18 protein-coding genes are annotated in these 15,920 nt (G+C 43.2%); 1 reads left to right on the forward strand and 17 read right to left on the reverse strand.

The window, feature by feature from the left end; genetic code table 11:
* Positions 1 to 93: 93 nt before the first annotated feature.
* The 14 genes from LAJLEIBI_RS12370 to LAJLEIBI_RS12435 form a co-directional block, all read right to left on the reverse strand.
* Complete coding sequence (locus LAJLEIBI_RS12370; protein WP_006442422.1) at positions 94 to 765, reverse strand: YesL family protein; 672 nt, start codon at positions 763 to 765, stop codon at positions 94 to 96.
* Positions 766 to 773: 8 nt separating this feature from the next.
* Positions 774 to 1,754, reverse strand: coding sequence for a hypothetical protein (locus LAJLEIBI_RS12375; RefSeq protein ID WP_006442423.1), 981 nt, complete (start codon positions 1,752 to 1,754; stop codon positions 774 to 776).
* Between the two features lie 11 nt (positions 1,755 to 1,765).
* Complete coding sequence (locus LAJLEIBI_RS12380) at positions 1,766 to 2,611, reverse strand: sugar phosphate isomerase/epimerase family protein (RefSeq protein ID WP_006442424.1); 846 nt, start codon at positions 2,609 to 2,611, stop codon at positions 1,766 to 1,768.
* Positions 2,612 to 3,433 carry a carbohydrate ABC transporter permease gene (locus tag LAJLEIBI_RS12385; RefSeq protein WP_006442425.1) on the reverse strand — a complete coding sequence of 274 codons (822 nt, stop codon included), beginning with the start codon at positions 3,431 to 3,433 and terminating at the stop codon, positions 2,612 to 2,614.
* Positions 3,434 to 3,444: 11 nt separating this feature from the next.
* Positions 3,445 to 4,326: a carbohydrate ABC transporter permease gene (locus LAJLEIBI_RS12390; RefSeq protein ID WP_040434819.1), complete on the reverse strand. Its 882-nt coding sequence runs from the start codon at positions 4,324 to 4,326 to the stop codon at positions 3,445 to 3,447.
* A gap of 56 nt (positions 4,327 to 4,382) precedes the next feature.
* Entirely contained in the window at positions 4,383 to 5,678 is a 1,296-nt protein-coding gene (locus LAJLEIBI_RS12395; protein WP_149301922.1) for an ABC transporter substrate-binding protein, read from the reverse strand.
* Between the two features lie 29 nt (positions 5,679 to 5,707).
* Entirely contained in the window at positions 5,708 to 6,595 is an 888-nt protein-coding gene (locus tag LAJLEIBI_RS12400; RefSeq protein WP_006442429.1) for a PfkB family carbohydrate kinase, read from the reverse strand.
* Between the two features lie 196 nt (positions 6,596 to 6,791).
* Positions 6,792 to 7,520, reverse strand: coding sequence for a GntR family transcriptional regulator (locus LAJLEIBI_RS12405; RefSeq protein WP_006442430.1), 729 nt, complete (start codon positions 7,518 to 7,520; stop codon positions 6,792 to 6,794).
* 87 nt (positions 7,521 to 7,607) lie between these two features.
* Positions 7,608 to 8,321 (reverse strand): flavodoxin family protein, encoded by a 714-nt coding sequence (locus tag LAJLEIBI_RS12410; protein WP_006442431.1) that lies wholly within the window; start codon positions 8,319 to 8,321, stop codon positions 7,608 to 7,610.
* Positions 8,321 to 8,893 carry a TetR/AcrR family transcriptional regulator gene (locus LAJLEIBI_RS12415; RefSeq protein ID WP_050765481.1) on the reverse strand — a complete coding sequence of 191 codons (573 nt, stop codon included), beginning with the start codon at positions 8,891 to 8,893 and terminating at the stop codon, positions 8,321 to 8,323. The genes LAJLEIBI_RS12410 and LAJLEIBI_RS12415 overlap by 1 nt, the downstream gene beginning before the upstream one ends.
* A 183-nt stretch (positions 8,894 to 9,076) precedes the next feature.
* Entirely contained in the window at positions 9,077 to 9,526 is a 450-nt protein-coding gene (locus LAJLEIBI_RS12420) for a hypothetical protein (RefSeq protein ID WP_006442433.1), read from the reverse strand.
* A gap of 17 nt (positions 9,527 to 9,543) precedes the next feature.
* The gene (locus LAJLEIBI_RS12425; protein ID WP_006442434.1) at positions 9,544 to 9,864 is read right to left on the reverse strand and encodes a GNAT family N-acetyltransferase; all 321 of its coding nucleotides are present in this window, start codon (positions 9,862 to 9,864) and stop codon (positions 9,544 to 9,546) included.
* A 102-nt stretch (positions 9,865 to 9,966) separates the two neighbouring features.
* Positions 9,967 to 10,500: a flavodoxin domain-containing protein gene (locus LAJLEIBI_RS12430; RefSeq protein WP_006442435.1), complete on the reverse strand. Its 534-nt coding sequence runs from the start codon at positions 10,498 to 10,500 to the stop codon at positions 9,967 to 9,969.
* Positions 10,478 to 11,071, reverse strand: coding sequence for a TetR/AcrR family transcriptional regulator (locus LAJLEIBI_RS12435; RefSeq protein ID WP_006442436.1), 594 nt, complete (start codon positions 11,069 to 11,071; stop codon positions 10,478 to 10,480). The genes LAJLEIBI_RS12430 and LAJLEIBI_RS12435 overlap by 23 nt, the downstream gene beginning before the upstream one ends.
* A 326-nt stretch (positions 11,072 to 11,397) precedes the next feature.
* Between LAJLEIBI_RS12435 and LAJLEIBI_RS12440 the strand changes: the two genes are divergently transcribed.
* Positions 11,398 to 11,856 (forward strand): GNAT family N-acetyltransferase, encoded by a 459-nt coding sequence (locus LAJLEIBI_RS12440; protein WP_006442437.1) that lies wholly within the window; start codon positions 11,398 to 11,400, stop codon positions 11,854 to 11,856.
* A 383-nt stretch (positions 11,857 to 12,239) separates the two neighbouring features.
* Here the strand turns inward: LAJLEIBI_RS12440 and guaA are convergent, their stop codons facing one another.
* From guaA to LAJLEIBI_RS12455, 3 genes are all read right to left on the reverse strand, one after another.
* Positions 12,240 to 13,532, reverse strand: a complete 1,293-nt coding sequence (gene guaA / locus LAJLEIBI_RS12445; protein WP_006442439.1) for a glutamine-hydrolyzing GMP synthase — start codon at positions 13,530 to 13,532, stop codon at positions 12,240 to 12,242.
* Positions 13,533 to 13,596: 64 nt separating this feature from the next.
* A complete protein-coding gene (locus LAJLEIBI_RS12450) occupies positions 13,597 to 14,793 on the reverse strand; it encodes a coenzyme F420-0:L-glutamate ligase (RefSeq protein ID WP_006442440.1) in 1,197 nt (398 codons plus the stop codon).
* A 156-nt stretch (positions 14,794 to 14,949) separates the two neighbouring features.
* Positions 14,950 to 15,825 (reverse strand): helix-turn-helix domain-containing protein, encoded by an 876-nt coding sequence (locus LAJLEIBI_RS12455; RefSeq protein WP_147570448.1) that lies wholly within the window; start codon positions 15,823 to 15,825, stop codon positions 14,950 to 14,952.
* Positions 15,826 to 15,920: the final 95 nt, after the last annotated feature.

The following is a 15,920-nucleotide window of genomic DNA, read 5'->3' on the forward strand; positions in this document are numbered from 1 at the left end:
TATCATAAGATTAAATATATATCAACACGAATTATTATTTTAGGTATTTATAATAAATAAAATTATAACAATTTTATAAAACACACCCTCTTTTTAAAGATATGGTTCAAAGATCTTCATGATAAGGAAACAATTCACATAAGACAAAAGTGCTGCCCCTATCACACTCCAAATGCCTATCCCGGCTATGATTGTCCGATGATCTAAAAAAGTAAGAAGCACGCATGCTCCTGTCATCACCAGAACCATTACCGCATATGGAAGCCTGGAGGCAGGGATCAGTATAGCATTTTTGATCATACTGCCTGTTGTATTTTCAAACTTTGCAATTAACGGAAATACAAATATGATTTCCATGAAATAAAAAAACACAATGATATAAAATACCATCGTTCCGATAAGGCCCGCGCCTCCCTGCATTCTGTGCAATATCGCGGTATCTGCCAGGAGCAGCATTCCCACCGCCAGCAGCACCATCCATATAACTGTGCTCTGTCTGAAGTTCTCACGGAATGCCTTAAAGAAATCCCGGACTATGTAGCCTTCCTCATTTCTGACGATCTTCAGCATAACCGAATACAAGGCTGTTGTGGAAGCACCTATCGTGATGATCCCAACAGAACACACTAGCCATAATATATTTAATATCATTAAGTCAAATATACGTGTCAGTATCCTTATGATAATATTATTTCCCAATATAAGCACCTCTGCCTGCAGGCCGGGGAACGTACAATATGAGTACGCCCCCGTCCTTGCTTTCATTGTAATATTTAATACTGTACTTTCCACATATACCGGCGTGTCAGGTAATCGATCTTAGTGGCGGCGGAAAGTTTCTTCATATATGTATTGTTCAATATAGGGGAGAATAACATATGGTTGAAATACTCTGCAACAGAATCTTTGAATCTGTTGATCCCTAATTCTTTTGCGTCCAGAATATATATCTTGTCCCCGCCATATTCTCTTAAAAACTTAACCGCCCTTTCGTCTGCCTTTCTCGTCCTGCCCTCCGATACAAGCAGAAAGAATGACTCATTCTTGTCAAGTACCTCAAAAGGCCCGTGGAAGAATTCACAGCAGTTTATCGTTGGCGACTGGATCTGCAGCATCTCCATGATATTACAGATGGAAAAGATATATCCTGCCGCATACGCCGGCCCGCTGGCCATTACACTGATCGTATGCTCCTCTTTATTTTGCTCCGCCCACTTTTCCGCCAGCGGCATACAGTATGCTTTTGCGTCATTATACACCTTATCAAGGATATCATATGCCGCCATGGCATCTTTATAATGTTCATATCCTTCTGTTACATCCACGATATCCATTGCAATGCGCATCCCCAGCGCGGCGTTCGTCTTACTCTGGTCCGATTCGTCGAACATGATGCTGTCATATTTTACATTATAATCACAAGTCTCCGTCAGCAGCGACTCCTGCACATACAGACCGATGGTCGCGGCACCAAGTTCCTTTGCCACTTTGGCTGCTACACATGTCTCCGGTGTCCCTCTCATCGATGTTACAACTGCTATCGTATTTTCTCCGACGAACTTCGGCGGGGCATATACGAACTCGTTGCTCGTAAACATCTGGGAACGGATGCCTTTTGCTTCCCGGTCCATAAAATACTGCGCCGGATAATTTCCTCCGTTTGAACCGCCTGCTGCCAGCCAGACTACATTTTTGATCCCTCCGCATGCTTCTCTGTCTTTTACAATTGTTTCAATAATCTTTCTGATCTCCATAACTTATCTCCTCAACAGTTATTTATATATTCTTTTAGTCTTTTAAAGGATGTCTCCATAGCCTCGTGAGGCGTGCGTATATATTTATCATTCAGTATCTCCAGGCTCAGCGGGCCCTTGTACGCGGCATCGTCCAGCTTCTTGAGCATATGCTGTATATCAAGCCGGCCTTCTCCTAAGACAAGATGACCGTTCGGAATTCCATCTGCCACATGGACATGGGCTAATTGTCCCTCCAGGTCTTCTACCGCCTGTTCCATTGTCTCCCCTGAAAAGCCCAGTGTTGCCGTATCTATCATACCTTTGACAGCAGAGGAGCCAGTTTCATGAATCATCCGGACAACATCCTTAGAATTATGTGTCGTCGTGTATTCTCTTGGCGAGGTTTCCAGCACGAGCTTCACGCCACAGCTTTCTGCCAGATCACCCAGTATACCAAGCGATTCTGCGGATCTTCTCCATGCACAGGACTCCTCCTCGTCAAGCGTCCCGTAACCTGCCAGAGTAACTACAAATTCCGCCCCCATCTCAGCCCCGTACCGGATCGATTTTTTAAATATATCCAGGCTTCTCTTCCTCGCGTTCACATCCAGAGCTGCAATATTGACAGGATACATGCATTGTTCCGGAGTAAAGCAGACGACATTCAGTCCGGCGTCCGCCAGCTTCTTTGTGATCCGCTTTACATCCCAATAGCTCACATCATCCAGATGAAAATGAGGATAGCACGCATAGAACTCGATCGGTCCGGCCCCCATCCTCTGCAGAGACTTCAACGAATAATCCAATGAATATTTATAATAAGGATAATTAGATGTCAATATCTGTGACTCTTTCAAATGCTTCACTTCTGTCACCTATCCTTTCACACTTCCCGCCGTTAACCCCCGCACAAACTGCTTTTGCAGCAGTAAAAAGGCTATCACTAACGGCAGCGAAGCTATTACCATACTTGCGACCACCAGAGTCCAGTTCGTCGTCGTCATACCCTGAAAGTTCATAAGTCCCACCGGAACTGTCTTTTTCGCCGTGCTCTGCAGCATTATATTCGCGAACATCAGCTCGTTCCACACGGCCCGGAAGCTTACGATAGCGCAGGACGCAATGATCGGCTTACTGAGCGGCGCAATGATCTTGCAGAAAATCTGCCATGTGGTGGCCCCATCCATGTATGCAGACTCATCCAGACTGTAGCTGATACTTTTATAAAATGTCATGATCAAAAATGTTGCAAATGGGATCCTAAACGCTGCGTCGATCAGTATCAGACTTGTTCTCGTATCATAAAGCCCTGCGATCTTGACCATCTTAAACAGCGAGATAACTGAAGACTGGGGCGCCAGCATCAATCCTCCCAGAATAATATATATCCACAGCTTCTTTGCCTTAAAGTTGAGGCGTGCCAGCGGATATGCCGCCAGACAACTGACGAACGTAGACAGTACCGTAGCTGCCACCGTAATGATCACGCTGTTTGACAGGTAAATGCCGATCCCCTGTTTCCACGCATCCACGTAGTTCTCCCACATCCACTGCCCGGGCAGAGAAAATGGGGACAGGAACAACTCCTGGTTCGTTTTAAAACCTGTGACGATCATCCAGACAAGAGGGAGTATGATAATGATCGCAAATAGGACGAAAAATATATATGCCGCCGCATGTGTAACTGTTTTTTTCATGATTCTTCCTCCTACTGCTGGTCGTCCAGACGATATCCTCTCATCTGAGCCAATCCTATGATAAATGTTACAATAAAGATAAAAAACGCGAGCGCCGATGCATACCCCATCTGGTCATTTCTAAATCCTGCCTTATATAAATATGTCGCCAAGGTTTCTGACGCATATCCCGGACCGCCGTTGGTCGTAACGAACACCTCATCATATTCCCTGATAGATCCTGTCACTGTAATGATCGTATTGATCAGTATTGTATCCTTTATCTCCGGAACAGTAATATAGAAGAACTTCTTTACTGCATTTGCTCCGTCAATATCTGCCGCTTCATACAACTCTGCCGGTATATTCTGTATCGCCACGATAAACAGGATCACCGTGTAACCCACATACTGCCACTGGGACATTGCCGCAATGGCAAAGGTGGCGCTCCCCGCATTTCCCAGCAGGTCGATCTTGGACGCATCGATGCCGATCCATTCAAGAAGTGGATTTATAACCCCGATAGAGGGGCTTGCGATCATCTTAAATGCGATCCCCACAACCGTCACCATCAAAAGGGATGGGACGAAATATATGGACCGGAAGAAATTCTGCGTCTTTCTCATGAATTTACACTCCAGCACATTGGCAATAATGAGCGCTATACCGATCTGGAATATGACCGACATCACCGTAAAGATCAAATTGTTCTTAAGAGCCACATAAAATACTTCATCTTTAAACATCTTGATGTAATTCGCAAGCCCGACAAAATCATGCCTCGTACTCATAGCGCCCCAGCTGAAAAAGCTCTCATACAGGTTAATGAATATCGGGAGATACAGGATCACGATCACCATGAGAAGCGCCGGAAAAAGATATAGACCTATAGTCTTCTGGTTCTTTTTTCTCACGACATTATCCTCCTCTTCTGATAAGGGGCGGGGTGAAAAACACCCCATCCTCCTTGCTATTTACTGGAATCTGCAGCATCCTTTGCCGCCTTTTGCACGTCCTTTACAATGTCCTGTGCAGACTTGCCGTCCAGGCCCTCCTGCAGACTTGCCATATATGTATTTGCCACATTTCCGTCCACACATTGATCCAGCCACTCGGCGATCGCGGTATAATCTTCTGCCGTCTCATATGCTGCCGCGATCACAGGATCTGAATTTTCTGCTGTGATACCTCCGATCAGCGCATTCGGAAGTCCGGTTTCTTTCGTCTGCTTCAGCGCCTGTTCCTTGGATGTCATAAACTTCAGAAACTCAACAGCCTCATCGGGATGCTTGCAGTCTGCCGAGACCGCGTAGTTCTCAGATCCGCCCGTCACGATCGTAGATGCTTCATCACCTGCCGCATCAGTCGGAATTGGAATCTTAAAATATCCATAGCCGTCATCGCCCATAGCGTCCGTATAGAAAGAAAACTGGCTTGTCGCGTCAAGGATCATTCCATACATTCCTGCCGCAAATTCTTCACGCACCTGATAATAATCTTTGGAGTTGACATTCGTTCCAAGATACCCATTATCATTCAGATCGAGAAAAGTCTGTACGGATTTGACATAGCCAGGATCTGTAAATTCTCCGGATGAAGGATTGTAGTCGTCTGTCCTCGTCCCGGCATCTACGTAGCTGGCATTAAACTGGCCCACATACCACATGGTATACCATTTGTCAGAGTTGCCAAATGCGATCGGAGTGATATCTTTTCCCTTTAATGTGTCGCATACATTAATAAATTCATCCCATGTTTCCGGTACTTCCAGATTATTATCCGCAAACACTTTCTTATTATAAAGCATGTACAGCACAGAGCTTCTATATGGAACCGCATAGTTTTTATCTTCGTATACACTGCTGCTTAAAAATGACGGAAGAAAACTGTCTCTCCACTTGGGATCTTCCTCCATATACGGCGTCAGGTCTAAAGTCCTTCCCGCGCGTGAAAAACGGTTCAGACATTCTCCGCCCCAGGCAAAGAAGATATCCGGCAGATCTCCTCCTGCCGCCAGCACGCTTAACTTCTCTTTAATTGCCTGATCGCTGATATTCTCATATTCAATGTCAACATCCGGGTGGGCCTCTTCAAAATCAGCGACTGCCTGTTCAAAATATCCCTTATATTCATCTTCCGGATGCTTGTCCAGGAACGTCAGCTTGATCTTACCGTCCCCTGCATCTTTGTCTTTACCGCCGCACCCGGCGATCAGGGAAACTGTCACAGCCATCATCATAACTACTGCTAAAATCCTTCTCTTCATCTTCTTTTTCTTCCTTTCCTTTTAACCTGTTAAAGATTAATGATTTTCGACAGATCATTCGGGTCGACGTCATAACCCACACCTAATGAACCGTCTTTTACTACCACTGCAGCGGCAAATTCTGCCGCTTTTTTTAATGAAGCAGTTATCTTATCCTCAGCAGTGAAAGACTCGTCAGCCTCTGCCGATAAATAATTCGTCAAAAACGCACTAATATAAGAATCTCCTGCGCCCATAGTATCCTTAGCCTTGACCCTAAACACCTCCTGCGTATAGAATCTGGATCCATCACAGGCAATGGCAGGCTCCCCTCCTCTTGTCCCTACCGCGATGCGGACGCCAAGCCGGACACATGCTGCTAATATATTTTTTGTTTCTTCTTCACTCATATGACTGCATGAGAAAAACGCGAATTTTATATATGGAGAAATACTGTCTATATCTTCCGCTGTAAAATTATCATAAAAGTCGTAACAGATCGGTACGCCTGCTCCTGCCAGCTTTTTCATTCTGGACTTATCTACCCTGGCTCCCCAGCTGATGCAGGCAATATCGTAAGTCTTGATATATGTGATCTCTTCCTCCGTAAAGGTAAAGGGATACAGGTCTGTCACCCCTTTCTTATTCCAGTCGAGAAATACGCGGTCACCGTCCTTCAGATCTACGAGCGCATATCCGCTGGATCCTTTTTCATGGTGGGAATGACTCGTATCGATACCGGCATCCAGCAAGGTCTGCTCCAGTATACTACCGGCCATATCATCTGCAAATACACCCATGAAACCGGCGTCTGCTCCCAGAAGACCAGCATTATAGGCAATATTGTATTCATTTCCGCCCGGATACATCCTTCTCTGATGGCAGTAGATATCCATCGTCGCGATTCCGATTCCCAATATTCTTGGTTTATCTCCCATATCGTCTCCTCATATTTAATATGTATTAAGTCGTCTTATTAATACTATAATTATAACATAGCGTTTTGTCAATATAATTATTACATCAAAATCTTTTTTTGTGCAATAATTATAATTTCACGCTCCTTTTTCAGAAAAAAAATAGGCCTTCCTTATGGAAAACCTATAAAATCATTTTTGCTTGTATCAACTTATATTACACATACCATGTCAGAAACCGGTCATTGTCCCCTCTGACTATATCTTTCACAGTATGGATCGCGTCACCATTCATATCAAACACACACATCTCAGATTCGATCACAGGCGTCCCGAGAGACAGATCCAGATACTCTGCCGCCTCTTTGTCGGCAAATGTGATCCTTACACTTCTGCGCCCTTTATTGGAAGGTATCATGTGATACTTATTTATCAAAATATCGTAATACGACCCTGTCAGATCTTCCTCTTTCATATCTATCAGATCCGGAGACATATGATTCTCCTCAATTGTGACAGGCACACCGTCCGCACTTCTCACCCGCTTAAGCACAAGTATCCTGCCATCTGTTTTATCGCCGAAAAACCTGCGGTCCAGCTCCGTCTGAATGTCTTCGATCCCGAACTTGATCACCTTGGATGTCAGGGTTATGCCCTGCATCTTGGCGTCTTCTGTAAAGCTCGTCACCCCGATCGGAAGCCGGAGCATATCGGTATGCGCGACAAAGCTGCCCTTTCCCTGTACCTTTATGATATACCCCTCTCCGGTCAGTTCCTCCATCGCATTGCGGACGGTGACACGGCTCATATTGTACTCCTGCTGCATCTGTGATTCGGACGGAAGCTTATCCCCGGGCTTTAATATTCCTGTCCTTATTTCTTTTTTTATCTTATTTTTTAACTGAAGATATAGCGGCGTCGCATTTGCTTTTTCAATTGCACTCATTAATCACTTCTCCCAATAACTCGTATTATAACCTGTATTATAATCCCATCATATACCAACATTAATGTAATTGCAACCTTATTTTTATTACCACGGTCTGCCGCTATCGAGCCACCCCTGCTGCGCCCAATATTTTCCATCAAGATATTCGGGATCGGATTTATGTAGAGATTTTTGCATAATGCGGCAAAAAGAAAATTTGCATTTAGTAATCAAGTTCGTGTGTGCAGGTTTTGTATAATCTATGTGGGCAAACTTACGGGATAGTTTCTGAATCTTTCCCGTAAGCTTGGCTCGCTTCTTTTGGGAAAGTTTTTCCCAAACAATATCGCCCATCAAAGCACCGGTAAATATCCCGATTTTGGAAATCCCCCACCAGGATAAACTATGCTTAATATCTTTCGCCGCAGATTTTGCTCCGCTGCCCAAGCATTGTGTTATGATGACTGCACGCTTTCCAAACATTTCAGAAGCAGGGCGATGCGGCATCCACCGATAAGCAAAATGGTCAAGCAATGCTTTCGTTGCTCCCGTAGCGTGAAACACATAGGAGGGGGATGTCATTACAATCAAGTCTGCTTCCAAAAGTGATTGATCAATTCTACCAATATATTCTGCGTCCTTGCAAGAGTCTTCCCCCTTTAATGTACAACTCACGCAGCCAGTGCAAAAACCCGGACAATCCTTTGGAAGATAATATTCTGTAATATTCGCTTTATCCCTAAATGCTGCTAAAAACAGCTCTTTCAAACGATAGGTAACGCCGTGTTTTTCTGTCCCGTTTATAACTGTAATATTCATTATACCTCTAAAATATCGTGTAAAACCTGTGTATGAAAGCTCCTGCGATTTTCTTTCTGGGTAAGGTCGATCCCCAATGTTTGCGATATGATTTCGTATCGCAGGAACAGTTGCTGCATAACGGTAATCAAGTACAGCGTCTTTCGCTTTATCGCCGCTTCATCAAGGTCTGGGCGACAGGCGGCAACAAGCGGAAGATATGCCGCATAAGTCCTATGGGTATTGTCATTTTCTTTCGGAGACTGCATATCGGTAAGAACGGAAATCTTGGAAACGGCATAATGTTCAAACAGAAAATCAAGTGTCATATTGCCAAGATACTCCAACTTCTCAAAAGGAGTAAAACCGTCTGTTTTTTCTCGTATATTCTGAAAATGCTCAACTGTTCCGTTTATCATACACTCAATACATTGCTCCATCAGTTTGTCCTTGTTTCCAAAATGATAGTTCACAAGTCCTAAACCGACATTTGCTCTTTTGCATATCTCACGGACTGTAATTTCTTCTAAGCGTTCCCCTTTTTCCTCAATAAGTTTCATTGCTGCCTGTATGATTGCTTCTTTATTATCCACACTACACCTCCGTTTGAACATTGTTCAAACACATTATACTGAACAGCGTTCAAAAAGTCAAGAAATTGCGGTAGATTTTCAAAGCTTTTGTAAATTTGCTCTACTGTCTTTCCTCTATTTCTGATTTAACACATCAATGCCCATCCTTCCTTTTTCATAATCCTCTATCCACCTCGCTAATATTCAGATAATAAAATTTACCACCCCATAAATCAAATGGCAGATTGTAAAAACACAACCAAAACTAACTGCTATTATATTTTTTCTATCAATAGCGAAAAAGATAAATGCCAAACACGGAGCAAGCGTTAATCCCAGTATAATAATTTCATTGACCATACCCGCATAATAGCCTATCCAGCTTGAAAAATATAGCAAGCAACAAATTATCACAAAGACTATCAAAGGTGTAATATGGAATTTGGAACGGTTTCTATTCACCAAAACACAAAGAGCAATAACCATAAATACTTGAAATACCGAAGCAATGATATCAAGCATTGCTGTAACCGAATCTGCTCGCAGCACATCGTTTGATGCAGGTATAGCAAACCAAATAAAATTAGGTATCATAATAATTAGGAACAATAGCAATCCCCAAATATCAAAACTAAGCTTATATTTTTTCAACATCAGGATAGCCCCTTTCGTTATCCTTTCAATAAGGAATACCTCTTCATATCAACAATTTTCCCATTCTTCACAGCGTTATTTCTCAATGTACCCTCATACTGAAAGCCTGCTTTTTCAAGTACTCTGCAAGACGCTGTATTGTAGGCAAACGGCTCTGCGTAGATACGGATAATATCACTTTTTTCAAAAACATATTCACAAATTTGTTTGACGGCATTAGTCATAATGCCACGCCCCCAATATTCCTCAGCATCCTTTTCCGTATAAGGATATGGTAAGCCATCACGCAAATTATTTTGTATCTTTGGGTTTGAGATAGCGTCAGTCAAATCTTTCACATCTGTGAGCTTTCATTTTCTTATTTCACAATTCAATTTTCATTCCTCCCCGTAAATTCTATAAATTCCTTCTGTACATTCACACTATCTCCCGATATAATATTACCTATCAGTCATATTGTTAAGATATTTTATAATCGGTTCAATATATTTCTTGTCAGAAATATCATAGGACGAAGTAATCATTTTTATCATTACCTGTTCTTCTTCCGTTTTATCTTTTTTTGCTTTGAGAGTTTTTACAAACATTTTCATCATAAGTTTGGAGGTCACAGACATCTTTTCGTAGTTGAATCCCCCCGGGCAATAAAATGTCTTTACTTTTTCTTGGTCTGATCCGTTAAAAATGTGTTTAAGAGCCGTTTCAATTTCTGGATTATCTATCGGACTTCCGCCAACACAAAATGTAATCAGTTTCTTATCTGCCCATCTACTTATATTGCTCTTAAACCAACCGATTTTGCTAATACTGCCGGCACACGCCCAACCGCCGAAAATAATTGTCTCATAGATAGACAAATCTTTCTTTTTTGCAACTGATAATTCAAAACAGTCTGCTCCAGTTGCCTCCGCTATCCATTCGGCATAACGCTTTGTAAAACCTGTTTGCGAATTATAAATGATTACTGTTTTCATTGTTTATCTCTCTCTTTCTCAATGTATCGTTCATAAAAATTTGGTACGCTTGCTCTTGTTGCAAAAAAATTTCGTCTATGGGGATTCCCGGCGAAGATACGGAAAAAATCGTACCAAGACCAATCGTGTAAATTAGCATATTCAAATGTAGTTGCTTTGCACACTCAACGCTTATATCCAATCCTTTTGCAATTACTTCTGCCATTTGCGGGCTAGTTTCTGTTTCATATATATCTTTCAAAGACAATATATTTTTGCGTTCCTGCATAATAAAGATTTTCAAAATATAAGGTTCTTCTTTTGCAAGCTGAATATAGGCTTTACCTGTGCTACGAAACAGGTCGTTTTTATCAATATGGGAAACGATATATTCTCCAATGAAGCTCCTTGCTCTATTGCCGACATCCTCTCGAAGTCCATCCATATTTGTACAATAACTGTAGATAGGCTGCACCGAACAGCCGAGTTTATCTGCAATGCTCTTGACCATTACTTTCTCCATACCGCCTTTACGGGCAATCTCAAAAGCAACATCTACAACCATTTCTTTTGTTATCCGCTGTTTTGGCATTTTTACACCTCCGTATAATCTATTTATATAAACTTTTTATATAAATAGATTATATTGCTGTGCCCATAAAAAGTCAATATTTTCTGTTTCCATTTTCCGTAACCCCATACATGTGATACCCTTGATGGATTACGCTTATGCTTACCGATTGTGACGCCGCTTTTTTCTAGGTTTAGACAACAGCTTTTTATTTGCTATACTTTTTAATATAGGCTTATCTTGATAGTTTCTATATATTTATGCTATATTAAATTCATTGATCAAGCCGCATACAGTGGTCAAAAGTTTACCAGACGAACAAATATAAATTTGGTGGAGATACAAAAATGAGTATAAAACAAGCTGTTTTAGCGGATGCGAATGTAGTAAAAATAATTTCAGAAGAGACAATCGCGGAAATATATCCACATTACTACCCTAAAGGCGCAGTGGATTTTTTTCTTGCACATCATGATGAAGCCAATATTATCAATGATATTAAATTAAACCGTATTTTTCTTTGCGTTGATATAAAACAAAATGTCGTAGGCACAGTTACAATAAAGGCTAATGAAATATGTCGGTTATTTGTACTGCCTGCTTATCAATATAATGGATATGGCACAGAAATGCTTGATTTTGCAGAAACAATAATCTCACAGCAATATTCAAAAATTGTATTGGCCGCCTCGCTGCCAGCTAAAAAGATATATCAAAAGAGAGGCTATAAAGCTATCGAATTTAACATCATTCCAACAGAATGTAATGATTTTTTGTGCTATGATGTTATGGAAAAGCAAATATAAATATCCATTTATCTAGCTTGTCACATGCAAAAAACGCTCGTTTTTAGTGATATACAGGCCGATGTCCGTATCGCACAATATAACCAACAGCGTTATACTTACTCTCAGATGGACACTGTAAAATCTAAGAAAAATCTTAATGTCCTACATACTGAACGAAACACCAAGACACAGAATGACAGCGAATAAACCTTTCAATGTAAAAAAGTCTTACTAAATTGATTTCACTCAATTCAGTAAGACCTTTTTTAGTTGGTTTAAAATATCTTCACTTTCTAACCACTGACACATTTTTTGAGTAAATGCATTTTCCACAGTGTTATCAAATAGAGCCTTGAAACGCCTTAAATACTCTGCTTATACGGGTTTCACAAACACTTCTTTTATTCAAATTCTATCGTTGCCGGTGGCTTCGGTGACATGTCATAACATACCCTGTTCACATTCCCCACTTCCGCCAGTATCCTGTTCGTTATCTTTTCCAGCACTTCCCAGTCCACCTTCTCCACAGTAGCTGTCATGGCATCCACTGTATTGATGGCGCGGATAATCACCATATAATCGAAGCTTCTTTCATGGTTCTTCATACCGACAGACTTAAAGTCCGGCACTACTGTAAAATACTGCCATACTTTCCCGTCCAGCCCTGCAGCAGCAAATTCCTCACGCAAAATGGCGTCTGACTCTCTCACTGCTTCCAGCCGGTCTCTTGTTATCGCGCCGAGGCAGCGCACACCAAGGCCCGGGCCGGGGAACGGCTGACGGTATACCATATGTGCGGGCAGTCCAAGTTCGATGCCGCAGGCGCGTACTTCGTCTTTAAAAAGCTGCTTCAGCGGTTCCACAAGTTCAAACTGCAGATCCTCAGGCAGTCCGCCTACATTGTGATGTGATTTGACCATTTTGGCTGTCTTTGTCCCACTCTCAATGATATCCGGATAAATCGTTCCCTGTCCGAGGAATTCGATGCCGTCCAGCTTTCTTGCCTCTTCTTCAAACACACGGATGAATTCACCGCCTATGATCTTTCTCTTCTGCTCAGGGTCGGAAACGCCGTCCAGCTTACCGAGGAATCTCTCTGTGGCGTCTACATAGATAAGATTGGCGTGCAGCTGGTTTTTAAACACCTCAACCACGCCCTCTGATTCGTTCTTTCTCATGAGCCCGTGATTTACATGGACACAGGTGAGCTGCTGCCCAATCGCCTTCAGAAGCATAGCCGCCACAACGGAAGAGTCAACCCCTCCTGACAGCGCCAGCAGAACTTTTCTGTCTCCGACCTGACGCCGGATCAGCTCTACCTGGTCTTCTATAAAGTTCTTCATATTCCAGTTCGTCTCTGCCTTACATTCGTCAAAAACAAATGCCTTCAGCGTCTCCTTATCCGGGAGACCGGCAAGCTTCTGTTCACAGCGGGCTGTCGGATGGTCTGCGGCCATCACCGGGATCTTGCAGTCATATATTTCCGGCCTTACTTCAACGGCCTGGCCGTCCACAACACGGTTCTCTCCGCCGTTTAATATAATACCTTTTACATTGTCAAGCCGTCCAAGTTCCGCCGCCGTGATATCATGCGGGTGTATCTCGCTGTACACGCCGAGCTCGCGGATCGCCCTTGCAAGTACGGTGTTTTCGGTGCTTCCCATATCCAGAATCACTATCATGTCCTGTTTCATCTTTTGTCTCCTTCTCTCACATTCATAGTTCCTTTTAAATGTTACCTGCAGAAAATACGTGCGCTTATGATGTATAGTTATCAAAATATCCCTGTACAAGGATTACCGGTGTCCCTTTATCGCCGGAGCCGCTTGTAAGGTCACAGAGCGAACCGATCAGGTCCGTCAGCCTTCTGGGCGTCGTCCCTTGGGCAGCCATATCGCCGACCAGGTCTTCCTTCTTTTCTTTGATGCGCGCTGAGACTGCATCCTTTAAAGCCTGCCCGGACAGTTCCTTAAAATCATTGTCCGCCAGATATTTGAGCTTCACCTCATTCGGAGTCCCTATAAGCCCTTCTGTGTTGGCAACGGACACACACGGATCCGCCAGCTCCCATATCTTTCCTACCGGATCCTTGAACGCTCCGTCTCCGTATACCATGACTTCTACATGCTTCCCCGTCTTATCGAGAAACTGCTTCTGAATATTTAAAACAAGTTCCATACACTTTGCGGTCCTTGGGAAAAGCTTGACTGCTTCTTCCGTAGACTTGTTGGATCCGAGAAGACCGTAATCTTCGTTGCATCCGCTTCCGTCCACCGGAGCTGTCAGGATATCATCCATGCCGCAGACGACCTCCGCTCCATTTTTCTTCAACAATCGTTTCGTCCTTTCACGGCTGTGAATATCGCAGTTTAATACTTTCTTCGTATAATTAAGGATTTCCTTCGGATGGTTTGCGAAGATAACCTCGACCTCTGCCCCCTCGCTCTCGATCAGATCACTGTAATACTGCACATAATCCACGCCGGTGAACGGATGCCTGTTCTCACCGAACAGCTCTCTGTAGCGTTTTACATCCAGCACGTCGCTGTATGGGTTGACACCTGCCTCATCGAGCTGATCCAGAGATACAAGTTCATTTCCCACTTCGTCGCTCGGATAACTCAGCATAAGCACAACCTTCTTCGCTCCTCTGGCAATACCCTTCAGACAGATGGAAAACCGGTTCCTTGACAGGATCGGAAAGATGACCCCGACCGTCTCCCCGCCCAGTTTATTCTTCACGTCCTGTGCAATGGCATCTACAGAAGCATAATTTCCCTGTGCCCTTGCCACGATTGATTCTGTGACTGCTACTACGTCTCTGTCACGTATGTCAAAGCCCTCGCTTTTAGCTGCCTCCAGAACATTTTCTACAATAATATCCGCAAGGTCGTCCCCCTCCCGTATGATAGGGCATCGGATTCCCCTTGATACAGTACCCACTCTTCTTTCCATACCAGTATTCTCCTTAATATATTTTCATTCGTCTTTGTTTATTGTACCTTATTTTCCCCTTCCGCTCAATACTGCTTTTTCATAAATATACAACAAAAGGCCGGGCCTTTTCTGCCCTGCAGAGCATAAAGACCCGGTCCTTTAGATATGTCCTTCCTAACTTTCTTTTGTCAGCAGAATACTGACAATACCGCAGAGAATTCCACCTGCCGGAAATACGACCCACAGCGTGCCCCAGCCGTCCGCCCAAAAACCTCCGAGCATATAGATAAGTACAGCAGCCATCATGATAGTGCCGCAGAGCTTTCCGATCTTTTTCTTCTCGGGGCTTGAGGCATTTTCACTGTTATATTCGTATATGCTGTATTTCTTTTTCTGCAGTCCCGCATAGACCAGAATTGATATGGAAGCTGCAATGAAAAGCATGAACACCCCATGCACGGCATCTTCATTGAGCTGCGGCGGCAACGCCACGCCATCCATCCCAAGCTCCAAAATGAACCCGCAGAATATAAGTCCGATTCCGACAGCACACATGGTAATATACCTTTTATGAAACGATTCTATTTCTTTTTCCGTATATACGTTTCCAACCATTGGATATCTTCTCGCAAACTCACTGTGCTTTAATCCCTGAACAACAAATATGAGCACTGCGCCGACCACAAAAAACATAAAGAGCATATCGCAGATCTTCTCAGCTGTATACACCCCCGCCAGCAGTTCATACACCGCAACCCCGAGCAGCAAAAGCCCGACTCCAAAGCTTATGGCCCTGCTGTATTCATTCATATGTTTCTCATATTCATCATGTTCCTCCACATATGAATTCCTTGCGTCTCCCTGCACGAGCACATCCATACCGCACTGGAACATCTCACTTAACTGGAGCAGCTTATCCATCTCAGGAAAGCTGCCTCCTGACTCCCATTTTGAAACAGACTGTCTGGACACCTGTAGCTGTTCGGCTATCTGTTCCTGTGTATATCCTTTTTTCTGTCTGAGAAACTGTAAATTTTCTGCAAAGCCCATTTTGGTCTCCTCCTTCAACTTTTATGGCCTTATCATACGATTGCACAGTGTAAACCTCCACCAATTCTCTGTTGCGTTTGGCTAATTTAAGCGCA

Source organism: [Clostridium] hylemonae DSM 15053, from assembly GCF_008281175.1.
GTDB lineage: Bacteria > Bacillota > Clostridia > Lachnospirales > Lachnospiraceae > Extibacter > Extibacter hylemonae.